The following is a 14,480-nucleotide window of genomic DNA, read 5'->3' on the forward strand; positions in this document are numbered from 1 at the left end:
ACGCCATGTCAAATGTGAACCCCGCGCCCGCCGGTGAGCGGGGCGCTACTCGCCGATCAGGCCGGTCCGCAGCTGTGCCAGCGTCCGCGTCAGCAGCCGGGAGACGTGCATCTGGGAGATGCCGACCTCCTCGCCGATCTGCGACTGGGTCATGTTCGCGAAGAACCGCAGCATGATGATCTGCCGCTCCCTGGGCGGGAGTTTGGCCAGAAGCGGCTTGAGCGACTCGCGGTACTCGACGCCCTCCAGCGCGCTGTCCTCGTACCCCAGCCGGTCCGCGAGCGAGCCCTCGCCGCCCTCGTCCTCCGGGGAGGGGGAGTCGAGCGAGGAGGCGGTGTAGGCGTTGCCGACGGCGAGGCCGTCGACGACCTCCTCCTCGGACACGCCGAGGACGGCCGCCAGCTCCGGCACGGTCGGGGACCGGTCGAGGCGCTGGGCGAGTTCGTCGCTGGCCTTGGTCAGCGCGAGGCGCAGTTCCTGGAGCCGGCGCGGGACGCGGACGGACCAGGAAGTGTCCCGAAAGAATCGTTTGATCTCGCCCACGACGGTCGGCATGGCGAACGTCGGGAACTCGACTCCGCGTTCGCAGTCGAACCGGTCGATCGCCTTGATCAGGCCGATCGTGCCGACCTGGACGATGTCCTCCATCGGCTCGTTGCGGCTGCGGAACCGGGCCGCCGCGTAGCGCACCAGTGGCAGGTTCAGCTCGATCAGGGTGTCGCGTACGTACGTCCGTTCGGGGCTGTCCGGGTCCAGGGTGGCGAGTCGCTGGAAGAGGGAGCGGGAGAGGGTGCGGGTGTCGATGGCTTCCGAGCGGTCGGCCACTGCCGGCAGCTCACGCGTTTCGAGCGTGAGCACCTTGGAGCTGCCCTGGTCTACGGACATGCCACCCCCTTGAGGTCGCGGACGGTCGCGTATCGGCGCGCCCGTCGGAGGAACGCAGCCTCCACCTGAATACCGGAGGCGGGGCTGCGGCAAACGCGGTTCCAGCAGAATGTCACATGTCGGCAACACGCTGTAGCGCCATGTCGACAAGTATCTCCAGCGACAGAGATCCGACCGAGCGGAATGAGCCGGTTCTGTAGGGAATCGCGGGCGGGCCTCCACCCGATCCGGTTAAGCCTCGATCCTGTTTGCGGATCTCAGACGGGCGAAGCTGCGGGCGAGCAGCCGGGAGACGTGCATCTGGGAGACCCCGAGCTCGGCGCTGATCTGCGACTGCGTCAGGTTGTTGTAGTACCGCAGCAGGAGGATCCGCTGCTCCCGTTCGGGCAGCTGTACGAGCAGGTGGCGGACGAGGTCGCGGTGTTCGACGCCGGCCAGCTCGGGGTCCTCGTAGCCGAGCCGGTCGAGCAGCCCGGGCATCCCGTCGCCCTCCTGGGCGGCTTCGAGGGAGGTCGCGTGGTAGCTGCGGCCGGCCTCGATGCAGGAGAGCACCTCGTCCTCGCTGATCCGCAGCCGCTCGGCGATCTCGGGGGTGGTGGGGGTGCGGCCGTGGAGGGTGGTGAGGTCCTCGGTGGCGGCGTTGACCTGCACCCACAGCTCGTGGAGGCGGCGCGGGACGTGGACGGTGCGGACGTTGTCGCGGAAGTACCGTTTGATCTCGCCCACGACGGTCGGCATGGCGAAGGTCGGGAACTGCACCCCGCGCTCGGGGTCGAACCGGTCGATCGCGTTGATCAGCCCGATGGTGCCGACCTGGACCACGTCCTCCATCGGCTCGTTGCGGCTGCGGAAGCGGGCGGCCGCGTAGCGCACCAGCGGGAGGTTGGCCTCGATCAGGGCCCCGCGCACCCGGTTGTGCTCGCTGGTGCCCGGTTCCAGGCCCTTCAGCTGGCCGAAGAGGACCTGGGTCAGGGCCCGGGTGTCGGCGCCCCGGCTCTGCGGTCTCGGGGCGGTGGCCGCCGGTTCCGGGGGGTCGGCGGGCTGCTCGTGCGGCTCCTGGCGGGGTTCTTGCTGGGGAGGCACCTGAGGCGCAGTACTGGCCGGCACGGTCACGCCACCCCTTCGGTCAACTCATCCGTCTCATCCGTCAAAAGCGGTCATAGCATCACAAGAGATGTGCACTATGCGCAAGCACCGTATATAGCCGTGTTGAGGGCAAGTTGGGCATTTAGGGGTATTCTTTTTACCGTCGTGAACGCGAAAGGCCCCCCACCCGCGGAGTGGGGGGCCTGGATGTCCGGAAATCGCTTCAGCGTACGGGTTCAGGTCACCAGTTCGGTGATGAACTCGCCGATGCCGGATGCGGCATCCGATATGCCCTGGAAGCCTATTCCCACCATCTCGGCAGCCCGCTTGGGCTGGGTGATGATCACGAAGAGGACGAACACCGTGAGGGCGCCCGTGATGAGCTTCTTGGTGTCCATGAGCGGTGTCGGCCTCCCCAACCGGTACTGCAAAGTCGGGTGAGTCTAACCGGTCAGGTTTGGACACTCACCTGTCCTTTAAGGACCAATGACCCTGTCGTACGGGCCCTTTGCCGCTGGGTGTCCGGTCGTGGGAGGCGCAGGATGGGACACGAGCCCACCGGTTCTGGCAGGAAACCGGTGGGTGAGGGACAGGACCTCACTGCGGGGTCCGAGCCGCAGGCTTCCCCCTGACTGCGGCTCGGGCCGGCAGGTTCCGTCCTCCTCGGGGGAGGTGACGTGTCCCCCCGTTGTCACTTCCCCCGTCCGCGTGGAAGGCCCCGGCTCCGGCCGGGGCCTTCTTCGTGTTCCCGGCCCGTTCTCCCGTGTTCCCGCTGTTACTGGACGGCGCCCAGCAGGCCCATCAGGGGCTGTACGGGGGCGATCGCGGGCTGGAGCTGGTCCGGCAGCGTCATCAGCTGGTTGAGCTGGTTGGCCCCCTCGCCGACCTTCGCCCCGATGTCCTGGACGGAGGCCGGCTGGGCCCCCGCCGGCATGCCCGGGGCGGCCGTCGGCAGGTCCGGGAGGGTGAGCGGGGCGGGCGGGGCGGCCGAGGCGGCAGGAGCGGCGAGGCCCGCGGCGGCCCCCGCGAGGGCGAAGGCGGCGAGGATGCGCTGGGTCTTGGTCATGCCGTGTCAACGGCCGAGGGGACGCCCGGTCACGGCGGGCATGCACGAGAGCCCCGGTTCGTACGAACCGGGGCTCTCGGTCAAGAGCGGTGGTGGAGGGATTTGAACCCCCGATGGGTTGCCCCATACTCGCTTTCGAGGCGAGCTCCTTCGGCCACTCGGACACACCACCGAGAGAGATCCTAGCCGAAGGTGGGGAGTGCTTTGCAACTCCGGGTCACGTGGCCCTGCTCACCCCTCCGTCTCAGCGCTCCCGGAAGAAATCCGTCAGCTGCCGCGCGCACTCCTCTTCCAGCACTCCGCGGATCACCTCCGGCCGGTGGTTGAGCCTGCGGTCGCGTACGAGGTCCCACAGCGACCCGGCCGCGCCCGCCTTCTCGTCCCCCGCGCCGTAGACGACCCGGGCCACCCGGGACTGGACGAGGGCACCCGCGCACATCACGCACGGCTCCAGGGTGACCACCAGGGTGCACCCCGTGAGCCGCCACTCCCCGAGCCGGGCGGCCGCCCGGCGCAGCGCCAGGACCTCGGCGTGCGCCGTGGGATCGCCGACGGCCTCCCGCTCGTTGTGCCCGGTGGCGAGGACGGTCCCGTCGGGCCCGAGGACCACGGCACCGACCGGCACGTCGCCGGCCGGTACCGCGAGGGCCGCCTCGTCCAGCGCGAGGCGCATGGAGTCCCGCCAGGGGTCCCGTACCGGGTCGGGGGCGTACGGGGTGTCGTGCGCGGTGATCACTAGCGGACGGCCTCCAGGACCTCGGTGGCGCCGAGGGCCTCGGCGATCTCCGAGAGGGCGTCCGAGTCGAGGGACATCAGCTCCTTGTTGCCGACCCCGAGGTCCTCCAGCAGGCGGGGATCGCCGAGCGGCCCGGCCGGTACCGGCTCGGAGCCGGTCCCCACCGCGTCGTCCGCGTCCGCGTCCTCGTCCGTGAACGCGGAGACCGCTTCGTCCTCGCCGTCCTCGGTGCCGTCCAGGTCCAGGTCGTCGAGTTCGTCGACCTCCTCGTCGTTGCCCAGCAGCTCCTTGGTCAGCATCGATCCGTAGGAGCTTCGGTTCGCCACGGAGGCGTTCGACACGTAGTACCGGGGGTCCTCCTCCCCGTCCACGCGGATGACGCCGAACCAGGCGTCCTCCTGCTCGATGAGGGCGACCACCGTGTCGTCGTCGACAGCGGCGGACCGGGCGAGATCGATCAGATCACTGAGGGACTCGACGTCGTCGAGTTCCATGTCGCTCGCTTCCCACCCGTCTTCGGTGCGCGCGAGCAGTGCGGCGAAATACACCGTGACTCTCCCACTGGTCATAGGCGTGCCGGTTGGAGGTCCCCCCGGCCGGAGGTTGGGGTGTGAACGGTCGTGACACAAGCTGTTCGCACCCCGCCCAATCGGCATCGTGGCAGAAACAGCGGCTTTGCGAGAGGTCTTCCGCGCGGCGGCCGTGTCGCGGCGCCGGTCGGAGGGCCGGTCAGGAGCCGGTCGCTGCCGTGGGCATCGTGCCCGTCACCAACGGAACGTACGCATCCGCATCTGCTGGCGCATCCGGGCCGCGCGGGCACGCCGGGGCTGCACCCGGTCGCGCAGCGCCCGGGCTTCCATCAGGTCGCGCAGGAACTGGGCACGTCGCGCCCTGCGCTGCGCCGCCGTCTCCGGCGCTCTGTCCGCCTCGCTCCCCTTGTTGTCCTTCTCGGGCTGCGTCTTGGGCATCGGCCACCATCCCCGGCTGGTCCGGTCGTCCTCCTCCGCCGTCGCGAAGCAGACCCCCCGGCTCCCACCTTCCCCCCGTCGGCGCGTTTGATGCCACCCTCTTCCGGATCGCCCCAGGTCAGGGCCGGGCCCATCTGAGGGCTCAGGTCACGCCGGGTGGTCTCAGGCGACCTCGTCGTCCGTGAGCGCCGGGACGACGGCCACCGGCCCGTGCGCGTGCTGGAGCACCGCGTGCGCCACCGACCCGATCAGCAGGGACCGCCGGCGCGGGTGGTGGCGGCCCACCACGACCAGCGCCGCCGACCGGGAGGCCTCGACCAGCCGCCCCGCCGCGTCCCCGGGTACGGCGGCCTGCTCGACCGGCACGTCCGGCCACCGGGCCCGCAGCGGGGCCAGGCGCTCCGTCTGCGCCCGCAGCATCTCCCGTTCGGCGGGCACCCCGTCCGCGCCGTCGGCGAGCGCCTCGGGCGGGACCACCGCGAAGGGGCTGTCGATCACCATCATCGGACCGGGCGGCAGGACGTACGCCGAGACCACCTGGACGGTGGTCCCCCGGGCGGCGGCTTCCGCGAACGCGAAGGCCAGTACGTCCTCGGGCGTCTCGGCGGCGTGCAGCCCGAGCACCACCCGCCCGGCCGAGGCCCCCTCGGCGTCCTCCGCCGCGCGCTCCTCGTGCGGGACCACCACCACGGGGCAGGTCGCGGTGGTGGCCACGGCCCTGCTGCTCGACCCGAGCAGCAGGGTGGCGAACCCGCCGCGGCCCCGGGAGCCCATGACCAGCATCAGGGGCGCGGTCTCCGCGCTGATGGCCCGCAGCGCCTCGGGTACGGAGCCCTCCAGGGCCTCGTAGCGCACCTCCCGCGGGAGCTCCGGGCCCGACTCCAGCAGGGCGCGGACGCGGTCGCCCACGGGGTCGGCGTACTCCTCGGGTTCGTTCGGGTCGTGCAGGGCCGAGCGGCGCCCCGCGTACAGCTGGGAGAGCTCGGGCAGGACGTGCGCGACCAGCAGGCCGGTGCCGTGGCGCAGGGCGGCCAGGCGGGCCCATTCCAGGGCGCGCAGGCTGTGGTCGGATCCGTCGACGGCGGCGATGACCGGTCCCTTGCGCACATGGCCGTTGCTCATCAGTCAAGGGTGCTGGGCATCGGGGCGGCCCGCATCTCGGGCCCACCCGATGCCGTGGGGGGACGCGCCGCGCCCGCTGCACCGCGTAGCCTTTTGGCAGCAGGTCGCGAACAGCGGCCGTTTTTCGCAGGTAGCAGGGTCGCGGTCGCCGATCGCAGGTCGAAACCCGGCTGAGTCTTGGAGGATGTTGTGCGTTTGCAGGTCGTCGATCACCCCTTGGTGGCGCACAAACTCACCGCACTGCGCGACAAGCGCACCGACTCCCCCACGTTCCGGCGGCTCGCCGACGAGCTGGTGACGCTCCTCGCGTACGAGGCCACCCGCGACGTGCGCACCGAGCAGTCCGACATCGAGACCCCGGTCGGCCCGACCACCGGCGTCAAGCTGTCGCACCCGCGCCCGCTGGTGGTGCCGATCCTGCGCGCCGGCCTCGGCATGCTGGACGGCATGGTCCGGCTGCTGCCGACCGCCGAGGTGGGCTTCCTGGGCATGGTCCGCAACGAGGAGACCCTGGAGGCCTCCACGTACGCGACGCGCATGCCCGAGGACCTCTCCGGGCGCCAGGTCTACGTCGTCGACCCGATGCTGGCCACCGGCGGCACGCTGGTCGCCGCGATCCAGGAGCTCATCAAGCGCGGCGCCGACGACGTGACCGCCGTGGTGCTGCTGGCCGCGCCCGAGGGCGTCGAGGTCATGGAGCGCGAGCTCGCGGGCACGCCGGTGACGGTGGTGACGGCCGCCGTGGACGAGCGGCTCAACGAGCACGGCTACATCGTGCCGGGCCTGGGCGACGCGGGCGACCGCATGTACGGCTCGGCCGAGTAGGGGGCCGGCTCTCCGGTCAGCACTTCGGGGAGGGCGCGGGCGCGGGGTTGGCCAGGACGGCCAGCGCCTTGTCCGCGTCCTCCTTCGCGTTCAGCTCCTTGAAGGAGTCGCCCAGGATCAGGTCGATGTCCGCGCCCTCGCGGGTGTCGGTCTGCTGGACGACGCCGGTGAGCTGGGCGCCGAGGACGGAGTACGCCGCCTTGTCGGTCCGCGGGGAGCCGAGCAGTATCCCGGGCCCGGGGACCTTCTTGTCGAAGTCGGCGGGGGCGTTGCCGACGTGGCCGATGGTGAAGCCGCGCTTCTTCAGCTCGTCGCCGACGGCCTTGGCGAGGCCTGCGCGGGGGGTCGCGTTGTAGACGTTGACGGTGATCTGGCCGGGCTGCGGGAGCGCGACGGCGGGGGCGGCAGAGGCGGCCGGGCCGGGGTTCGCGGCCTTGGTCGGGCAGTCCTTCGCGGCGGCCGCGGCGGCCTGCTTGCCGCCGCCGCGGAACACGTCGATGAGCTGCAGTGCCCCGTAGCCGAGCAGGGCCAGCGCGAGGACCGATCCGAGCACGGCGAACACGATCTTCCGACGACGCCGCGGCCGGCTCATGCGGGGATAAGCGGTACCCGTGACGCGGTACTTTCCGCCCATGCCGGGGGGAGTGAGCATGCTCATGGGCGCAGCGTAGTGCCGTACCGGAACGATGCCTACTAAATGATCTGTTGATCGGGTAAGGCAGACCCGAAAGGCGCAATCGGCCCGCGGTCGGCCCGCGATCAGTCCATTTCGAGGACGCGCGCGTGCAGCACCTGCCGCTGCTGGAGGGCCGCGCGCACGGCGCGGTGCAGCCCGTCCTCCAGGTACAGGTCGCCCTGCCACTTCACGACGTGCGCGAAGAGGTCGCCGTAGAACGTGGAGTCCTCGGCGAGCAGCGTCTCCAGGTCCAGCTGTCCCTTGGTCGTCACGAGCTGGTCCAGCCGGACCGGGCGCGGGGCGACGTCCGCCCACTGCCGGGTGGTTTCCCTGCCGTGGTCGGGGTAAGGCCGGCCGCTTCCGATGCGCTTGAAGATCACACGGAAAGCCTACCGGGCCGGTGCCTCCGGGCGCAGCCTCGCTCCAGCGGTGCAAAAGTGGCGCACAGGGATATTCCGGGAGGGACGCATGAGCCAGAGCACCGACCCGGCCGACCCGGCCGCCACCGCGGCGGGACGAACGGAAGCGAAGGATCCGGCTGCCGCGATCGCGGCCGGGTACGCCTTCACCGGGCCCGCGCTGGAGCTCGGGGCCCTGCTCTGGGACGGGACCTGCCTCCCTGACCGGCAGATCCGCGTCCCGCTGTCGGTGCTCAACCGCCACGGGCTCGTCGCCGGCGCCACCGGAACCGGCAAGACCAAGACCCTCCAGCTGATCGCCGAGCAGCTGTCCGCCCACGGCGTACCCGTCTTCCTCGCCGACATCAAGGGCGACGTCTCGGGGATCTCCGCCCCCGGCGCGCCGGGCGGGCGGACCGCGGACCGGGCGCGGGAGGTCGGCCAGGCGTGGGAGGCCACCGGCTACCCCGCGGAGTTCTACTCGCTCGGCGGGATCGGCCCCGGGATCCCGGTCCGGGCGAGCGTGACCGCGTTCGGGCCGGTCCTGATGTCGAAGGTGCTCCGGCTGAACCAGACGCAGGAACAGTCGCTCGGCCTGATCTTCCACTACGCCGACTCCAAGGGCCTGGAGCTGATCGACCTCAAGGACCTGCGGGCCGTCGTCGCCTTCCTCGTCTCCGACAAGGGAAAACCGGAGCTGAAGGGGATCGGCGGGCTCTCCACCGCCACCGCCGGGGTGATCCTGCGGGCATTGACCGCATTCGAGCCGCAGGGCGCCTCGGAATTCTTCGGCGAACCCGAATTCGACACCATTGAATTCCTGCGAACGGCACCGGACGGGCGCGGGCTGATTTCCGTACTGGAACTTCCCGCCGTGCAAGACAAACCACAGCTTTTCTCGACATTTCTGATGTGGCTGCTCGCCGATCTCTACGCCGACCTCCCGGAAGTCGGCGATCTGGAGCGGCCCAAACTCGTCTTCTTCTTCGACGAGGCCCACCTCCTCTTCAACGGGGCCTCGAAAGCCTTCCTGGAATCCATCACCCAGACCGTGCGGCTCATCCGCTCCAAGGGGATCGGCGTCTTCTTCGTCACCCAGACCCCCAAGGACGTCCCCGCCGACGTCCTGGCCCAGCTCGGCAACCGCGTGCAGCACGCGCTGCGCGCCTTCACCCCCGACGACGCCAAGGCCCTCAAGGCCACCGTGCGCACCTTCCCCCGCTCCGCCTACGACCTGGAGGAGCTGCTCACCGGGCTCGGCACCGGCGAGGCCGTCGTCACCGTGCTCGGCGAGCAGGGCGCCCCCACCCCCGTCGCCGCCACCCGGCTGCGCGCCCCGCAGTCCCTGATGGGCCCGGTCGACGCGGCGGCCCTCGACGCGGCCGTCAAGGCCTCGCTCCTGTACCCCCGTTACGCGCAGCCCGTCGACCGCGCATCGGCGTACGAGAAGATCACCGCCGAACAGGCGGTCGCGGAGGCCGAGGCGGAGGCGGCGGCCGCGGCGGCGGAGGCCGAGAAACAGGCCAGGGCGGAGGAACGGGCCGCGCGCGGCGCCCCCAAGCCGGAACCCTCGCTGGCCCAACAGGTCGTCGGCAGCGGCCTGTTCCGCTCACTGGCGCGCTCGATCGGCACGCAGCTGGGGCGCGAGATCTCCCGCTCCCTCTTCGGCACGGCCCGCAGGCGCCGCTGACGGCGGCCCTCCAGGGGGAATCGAGCGAACCGGTTGTCCGCGTTACGGCAGCCGCTGACAGACTCATACGCATGCGGACCGAACTCACCGACACCACGTCCAGCAAGATCGACCGGGCCCTGCTGGCGGCCCGTCGAGCCGTGGGGAGCCCGACCATGGGGCTCGTGCTGACCCTCGTCATCGTCACCGACGAGGAGAACGCCTACGACGCCGTGCGCGCGGCCTCGGAGGCCTCGCGCGAGCACCCGTGCCGGATCATCGCGGTGATCAAGCGGACCCACCGCGGCCCCGAGCGGCGCCGGCAGACCCGGCTGGACGCCGAGCTGCGCGTGGGATCGGACGCCGGGTCCGGGGAGATCGTGATCCTGCGCCTGCACGGCGACCTCACCACCCAGGCCGGCTCGATCGTGCTGCCGCTGCTGGTGCCGGACGCGCCGGTGGTGGCCTGGTGGCCGGCCGACGCCCCCGCCGACCCGGCCCGCGACGAGCTGGGCGTACTGGCGCAGCGGCGGATCACCGACGCGCAGGCGGCGGCGGACCCGGTCGGCGTCCTGGCCGACCGCGCGGGCGCGTACGCCCCCGGCGACACCGACCTGGCCTGGACCCGGCTCACGCCCTGGCGCTCGCTGCTGGCCTGCGCCTTCGACCAGAAGGCGCTGCCGGTGACCGCGGCGGCGGTGGAGAGCGAGCCCGACAACGCGAGCGCCGAGCTGCTGGCGCGCTGGCTGGAGGACCGGCTCGGGGCGCCGGTGGCCCGGGTGGCCACCGACGGGCCGGTCATCACCCGGGTCCGGCTGGAGACCTCCGCCGGGGAGGTCGTGGTGGACCGGCCCACCGGCTCGCTGGCCACCCTGGTCCTGCCGGGCTGGCCCGACCGGAAGGTCGCCCTCAAGATCCGCAGCACGGCCGAGCTCATCGCGGAGGAGCTCCGGCGCCTCGACGCCGACGAGGTCTACGCCTCGGCGCTGCGCAGCCGGCCGGCCCAGGCGTCGCTCTCGGCGTAGTGGTTGTCGTAGACGGGCTGGCTGTCGATGATGTCCTGCACGGTGGCCTCGCCCGCGCGCACCCGGCCGAGGAGGCGGTAGTAGTCGAAGCGGGCCATGCCGGGGGTGAACCCGACGAACACCTCGGCGGTGTGGCCGGCGGCCGGGGCGAAGGCGTGCTTCACGCCGGGGGCGATGCTGATGAAGTCGCCCTTGGAGAGGGTGTGCACCTCGTCGCCGACGAGGACGTCGAGGCGGCCGTCGGTGACGTGGAAGAACTCGGTGGCCTTGGTGTGGAAGTGCACCGGCGCGCCGGCCGCGCCGGCCTCGAAGCTGGCGGTGTTGCAGGTGAGCTCCGCGGTGTCGGTGAGCAGGGTGATGGTGCTGCCGGGGGCGTCGGAGATGCGTTCGGCGGTGGTGGCGCGGGTGAGGTTCTCGGTCATAGCGGGAACGCTACGCGGGCCCTCGTTCCCGGACCGACCTGGTACGGCGGTCCGTCAAGTACCGTGCGGCGTCCGAGCGCTACGGGCCCTACTTGCTTCCGGAGGCCTTGGCGGCGGCCTTTGCCGCCTGCTTGTACTCGCGGACCTTCGCCAGCGACTCCGGCCCCGTGATGTCCGCCGCCGACCGGTACACGTTCGCCGCCCCGTACCCGCCGGCCGCCTCCCGCCACCCTTGCGGGCGCACCCTGTACCGCTTGCCCAGCAGCGCCAGGAAGATCTGCGCCTTCTGCTCCCCGAACCCCGGCAGCGCCTTCAGCCGCTTCAGCAGCTCCGCCCCCGTCCCCGCGTCCGTCCAGACCGCCGCCGCGTCCCCCTCGTAGTGCTCCACCAGGTACGCGCACAGCTGCTGGATCCGCTTCGCCATCGACCCCGGGTACCGGTGCACCGCCGGCTTCTGTGACAGCAGCGCCGCGAACGCCTCCGGGTCGTACGCGGCGATGGCGTGCGCGTCCAGGTCGTCGGCGCCCAGCCGCTGCGCGATCGTCCACGGCCCGGAGAACGCCCACTCCATCGGCACCTGCTGGTCGAGCAGCATCCCCGTGAGCGCGGCCAGCGGGCTGCGGGCGAGCAGGGCGTCGGCCTCGGGCTGCTGCGCGAGCCGGATGGTGATGTCGTCCATGCCCCCAGCCTCCCCCGGGACCACCCCCCACGCGCGTTCGGCGCGCGGTTGTCAGACCCCCGCCCTAGCGTGGGAGGGCGACAAGGACGACGCACAGACGACGCACAGGAGTCGATCGACCATGGCCGAGTTCCCGGAAGGCACCCCCTGCTGGGTGGACGCGATGTTCACCGACGTGGAGGCCGCCAAGGAGTTCTACGCCGATGTGCTGGGCTGGACCTTCGGCGAAGCCAGCAGTGAGTACGGCAACTACACGCAGGCCTACTCCGACGGGAAGGCGGTCGCGGCCGTCGTACCGCCGATGCCCGGGGGCGACGCGCCCTCGCAGTGGTGCCTGTACTTCGCCTCGGACGATGCCGCCGCCACCGCCGCGAAGATCAAGGCGGCGGGCGGCGAGCTGATGATGGAGCCGATGCAGGTGGGCGCGTTCGGCACGATGGCCATCGCCAAGGAGCCGAGCGGCGCCGTCTTCGGCGTCTGGCAGCCGGGCGAGCACAAGGGCTTCGAGAAGCAGGGCGAGGCGGGTTCGTACGCCTGGGCCGAGGTCTACACCCGCGAGCCGGAGAAGGCGGACCCGTTCCTGGAGCGGGTCTTCCCGTACGGCTCGCAGCAGATGGACGCCGGGGACGACCCGGAGACGGCGGGGATGGACTTCAAGGTCTTCAGCGTGGGCGGCGCCGACCATCCGGTGCTGGGCCGCATGAAGATGGGGGACGAGTTCCCGGCGCACGTCCCGTCCTACGTCCAGGTCTACTTCGGCGTCCCGAACTGCGATGTGGCGGTCGAGAAGGCGACGGCGCGCGGCGGGAGGGTGTACTTCGGCCCGATGGACAGCCCCTTCGGCCGTTTCGCCGCGGTCGGCGACCCGCAGGGCGCGGTGTTCGCGGTGATCGACATGGACACGCGGGTCGGCGAGATGCCGAAGTTCGGCTAACCCCGGCCGGAACCGGAACCGGAGCCGGGCCCGTGCGCCCGTGTCCCCCGGCCGGGGCACGGGCGCACGGGGGTCTCACCGTAACCGTCCGCCAGCCGAGGACACGCTCCGTCACCCGTCTGCCGGAACCGGTTCACCACAGAAAGGATCATCCACCGCTCGGGGCGGCTCAGGAGCAGCCCGGGCAGGTGCCGGGGGACGGGGCTGCGGAAGGCCTTGTCGCACGTGGTGCAGGACACGAGGGGGTCGGGCGGTACGAAGGCGGCCCGGCGGAAGAGCGGGGCGAGCTCGGGGGGTTCCTGGGCGTCGAGGCGGTGGGCGATCAGTCCCGCCGGGTTGGTGACGGGGTCGGGGATCCTCGCCGTGAGGACGGCGATCACCGCCTCCTTGGTCGCGCCGCGTTCCAGCCAGGTTTCGAGGCGGGGGGCGAGGCGTTCGATGTCCTTGCGGCCGAGGAGCAGGCGGTGGTCCGTGCGGCGCAGCTCGGCGAGGACCGTCATGGCCGCCCGGAGGGAGGGCGAGGGGGAGGGCGAGGGGGCAGGCGTGGGGTCGCAGGGGGGTTCCGGCTCGGGGGCGGGGGGTGCCGGTTCCGGGTCCGGGGTCGGCTCCGGGGTCGGCTCCGGGGTCGGCTCCGGCTTCGGGTCCGGGAGGGCGCGGGGCGGCAGGGTCGGGCGGGTGGCCGTGGCCTTGGGGTGGTTGTAGGACACCGTGTGGGTGACGAAGCGTCCGTCGGGCAGTTGTTCGCGGACCCGCTGCAGGTAGCCGTACGCCTCCAGCTCGCGCAGGGCCGACGCGATGCGGATCTCGCCCTCCGGCAGGCGCCTGGCCAGGTCCTTGATGCCGATGGGCGTTCCGGACGGCAGCGACTGGATGTACGCGGCCAAGCCGCGGGCGGTCAGCGTCAGATGGGGATGCTGCGCCAGGTGGTTCCCGATGACGGTGTACCGGGTCGTGTGACGGACGTTGGAGTGACGAACGCCGTACGTGGTGCGCGCAGGCGCGTTAGGGTGCGAGAGAGCCATGGGGAAGGTGTTGCTTCCTACTTGGTTAGGCCCTCGTCAGGGATTGCCGTCCCGACGGGGGCCGTCTTCGTTTGCGGGGTGGTCGGGGCGAGCATATGCCCGGCAACCCGGCCGAAATCCAACTGAGTTGGACTTATTCACCCGTGTGAGTGAGACGGCCCGTCGGGGGAGGCTGGTGGGGTTGGGAAAGGTTCTTTCTCCGGTACTGGCGAAGCAAAAGAAACGTACGGGCCGACCGGATCGTGGGCTGCCAGGAGTCGGGAGACCCCCGGGGCCGACTGGTCGGCGCAGCCGGTCAGTTGCTGCGGGCGGTGATGTCGCCATAGGCGGTGGTCGCGTGGATGGTGAGGGAGGCGGCAGCGCCCGCGGCGTTGTTGAGGGCGTTGTGGATGCGGCCGTAGCCGGTGCCGGCGTCGAGGGTCGCGGAGGCTTCGCGGGCGGCGCCGACGGTGATGTCGCCGTGCTGGGTGGTCAGGGTGAGCGTGCCGCTGACGGCTTCGGCGATGCGGATGGCGCCCTGCTGGGTGCGGATGTCGGCCGGGCCGCCGAGGCGGCCGAGCGTGACGTCGCCGGTCTGGAGGGTCAGGCGGGCGGAAGCGGTCTCCTCCAGCTGGACCTCGGCCTGCGCGCCTTCGAGGACGACGTTCCCGAGCCGTCCGGAGCCCCGGAGTTCGGCGGTGGCGACGTTCGCCTCGACGTGCGAGCCGGCCGGCAGCTGGACGGTCACGTTCACGAAGCCCGAGTTGTCCATGATCCGGTTCTTGGCCGGCGCGGCCGCGATCCGCAGGACCCCGTCGAGGTACTCGACCGTGGTCTCCTTGGCGGCCTTCACGTCGCGGCTCTTCGAGGCGTCCGCGGGGCGGACCTCGACCGTGGTGTCGGAGCGGTCCGCGGCGATGAACTGGATGCGCCCGGCGGGGATGTCCAGGACGGCCGAGACGGGGGCGGCGGTGGCGAACTTCTGCAT

General features: G+C 71.5%; 18 protein-coding genes and 1 tRNA gene. 4 read left to right on the forward strand and 15 right to left on the reverse strand.

All coding sequences use genetic code 11. The features are described 5' to 3' along the window. Positions 1 to 45 precede the first annotated feature (45 nt). The 9 genes from AB0F18_RS00705 to AB0F18_RS00745 all read right to left on the reverse strand — a co-directional run bounded on the left by AB0F18_RS00705 (position 46) and on the right by AB0F18_RS00745 (position 5,863). The gene (locus tag AB0F18_RS00705) at positions 46 to 885 is read right to left on the reverse strand and encodes an RNA polymerase sigma factor SigF (RefSeq protein ID WP_362053014.1); all 840 of its coding nucleotides are present in this window, start codon (positions 883 to 885) and stop codon (positions 46 to 48) included. Positions 886 to 1,116: 231 nt separating this feature from the next. Further along, complete coding sequence (locus tag AB0F18_RS00710; RefSeq protein WP_362053017.1) at positions 1,117 to 1,992, reverse strand: RNA polymerase sigma factor SigF; 876 nt, start codon at positions 1,990 to 1,992, stop codon at positions 1,117 to 1,119. A gap of 215 nt (positions 1,993 to 2,207) precedes the next feature. After that, entirely contained in the window at positions 2,208 to 2,369 is a 162-nt protein-coding gene (locus AB0F18_RS00715) for a hypothetical protein (RefSeq protein WP_167747595.1), read from the reverse strand. Between the two features lie 377 nt (positions 2,370 to 2,746). Further along, the gene (locus AB0F18_RS00720) at positions 2,747 to 3,037 is read right to left on the reverse strand and encodes a hypothetical protein (protein WP_362053020.1); all 291 of its coding nucleotides are present in this window, start codon (positions 3,035 to 3,037) and stop codon (positions 2,747 to 2,749) included. A gap of 87 nt (positions 3,038 to 3,124) precedes the next feature. Continuing rightward, positions 3,125 to 3,209: transfer RNA gene (locus AB0F18_RS00725), tRNA-Ser, on the reverse strand. 72 nt (positions 3,210 to 3,281) lie between these two features. Next, positions 3,282 to 3,710 carry a tRNA adenosine(34) deaminase TadA gene (gene tadA, locus AB0F18_RS00730; protein WP_362053135.1) on the reverse strand — a complete coding sequence of 143 codons (429 nt, stop codon included), beginning with the start codon at positions 3,708 to 3,710 and terminating at the stop codon, positions 3,282 to 3,284. 62 nt (positions 3,711 to 3,772) lie between these two features. Beyond that, positions 3,773 to 4,321, reverse strand: coding sequence for a hypothetical protein (locus AB0F18_RS00735; RefSeq protein ID WP_362053023.1), 549 nt, complete (start codon positions 4,319 to 4,321; stop codon positions 3,773 to 3,775). Positions 4,322 to 4,537: 216 nt separating this feature from the next. Next, the gene (locus tag AB0F18_RS00740) at positions 4,538 to 4,741 is read right to left on the reverse strand and encodes a hypothetical protein (RefSeq protein WP_362053026.1); all 204 of its coding nucleotides are present in this window, start codon (positions 4,739 to 4,741) and stop codon (positions 4,538 to 4,540) included. A gap of 162 nt (positions 4,742 to 4,903) precedes the next feature. Next, positions 4,904 to 5,863 carry a universal stress protein gene (locus tag AB0F18_RS00745; RefSeq protein ID WP_362053029.1) on the reverse strand — a complete coding sequence of 320 codons (960 nt, stop codon included), beginning with the start codon at positions 5,861 to 5,863 and terminating at the stop codon, positions 4,904 to 4,906. 189 nt (positions 5,864 to 6,052) lie between these two features. Between AB0F18_RS00745 and upp the strand changes: the two genes are divergently transcribed. Further along, positions 6,053 to 6,688, forward strand: a complete 636-nt coding sequence (gene upp, locus AB0F18_RS00750; RefSeq protein WP_045949275.1) for a uracil phosphoribosyltransferase — start codon at positions 6,053 to 6,055, stop codon at positions 6,686 to 6,688. 16 nt (positions 6,689 to 6,704) lie between these two features. On the opposite strand, the gene AB0F18_RS00755 is transcribed toward upp, so the two are convergent. Both AB0F18_RS00755 and AB0F18_RS00760 read right to left on the reverse strand, forming a co-directional pair. Then, entirely contained in the window at positions 6,705 to 7,346 is a 642-nt protein-coding gene (locus AB0F18_RS00755) for a LytR C-terminal domain-containing protein (RefSeq protein WP_362053033.1), read from the reverse strand. Between the two features lie 101 nt (positions 7,347 to 7,447). Continuing rightward, the gene (locus AB0F18_RS00760) at positions 7,448 to 7,744 is read right to left on the reverse strand and encodes a type II toxin-antitoxin system VapB family antitoxin (RefSeq protein ID WP_008740979.1); all 297 of its coding nucleotides are present in this window, start codon (positions 7,742 to 7,744) and stop codon (positions 7,448 to 7,450) included. 88 nt (positions 7,745 to 7,832) lie between these two features. On the opposite strand from AB0F18_RS00760, the gene AB0F18_RS00765 reads away from it, so the two are divergent. Together AB0F18_RS00765 and opcA are read left to right on the forward strand one after the other, a co-directional pair. Next, positions 7,833 to 9,452 carry a helicase HerA-like domain-containing protein gene (locus AB0F18_RS00765; protein ID WP_362053036.1) on the forward strand — a complete coding sequence of 540 codons (1,620 nt, stop codon included), beginning with the start codon at positions 7,833 to 7,835 and terminating at the stop codon, positions 9,450 to 9,452. Between the two features lie 71 nt (positions 9,453 to 9,523). Further along, complete coding sequence (gene opcA, locus AB0F18_RS00770; protein ID WP_362053039.1) at positions 9,524 to 10,456, forward strand: glucose-6-phosphate dehydrogenase assembly protein OpcA; 933 nt, start codon at positions 9,524 to 9,526, stop codon at positions 10,454 to 10,456. Here the strand turns inward: opcA and AB0F18_RS00775 are convergent. Beyond that, positions 10,405 to 10,878 (reverse strand): cupin domain-containing protein, encoded by a 474-nt coding sequence (locus tag AB0F18_RS00775; RefSeq protein WP_362053042.1) that lies wholly within the window; start codon positions 10,876 to 10,878, stop codon positions 10,405 to 10,407. The genes opcA and AB0F18_RS00775 overlap by 52 nt on opposite strands. Positions 10,879 to 10,966: 88 nt before the next feature. Further along, the gene (locus AB0F18_RS00780; protein WP_362053045.1) at positions 10,967 to 11,557 is read right to left on the reverse strand and encodes an HhH-GPD-type base excision DNA repair protein; all 591 of its coding nucleotides are present in this window, start codon (positions 11,555 to 11,557) and stop codon (positions 10,967 to 10,969) included. 121 nt (positions 11,558 to 11,678) lie between these two features. On the opposite strand from AB0F18_RS00780, the gene AB0F18_RS00785 reads away from it, so the two are divergent. Next, entirely contained in the window at positions 11,679 to 12,491 is an 813-nt protein-coding gene (locus AB0F18_RS00785) for a VOC family protein (protein WP_362053048.1), read from the forward strand. Here AB0F18_RS00785 and AB0F18_RS00790 read toward each other — a convergent pair. After that, positions 12,488 to 13,513, reverse strand: a complete 1,026-nt coding sequence (locus AB0F18_RS00790) for a helix-turn-helix domain-containing protein (RefSeq protein WP_362053050.1) — start codon at positions 13,511 to 13,513, stop codon at positions 12,488 to 12,490. The two genes, AB0F18_RS00785 and AB0F18_RS00790, sit on opposite strands and share 4 nt — an antisense overlap. Positions 13,514 to 13,808: 295 nt before the next feature. Continuing rightward, positions 13,809 to 14,480, reverse strand: coding sequence for a DUF4097 family beta strand repeat-containing protein (locus AB0F18_RS00795; protein WP_362053052.1), 672 nt, complete (start codon positions 14,478 to 14,480; stop codon positions 13,809 to 13,811).

It is taken from the genome of Streptomyces sp. NPDC029216 (assembly GCF_040648015.1).
Lineage (GTDB): Bacteria > Actinomycetota > Actinomycetes > Streptomycetales > Streptomycetaceae > Streptomyces.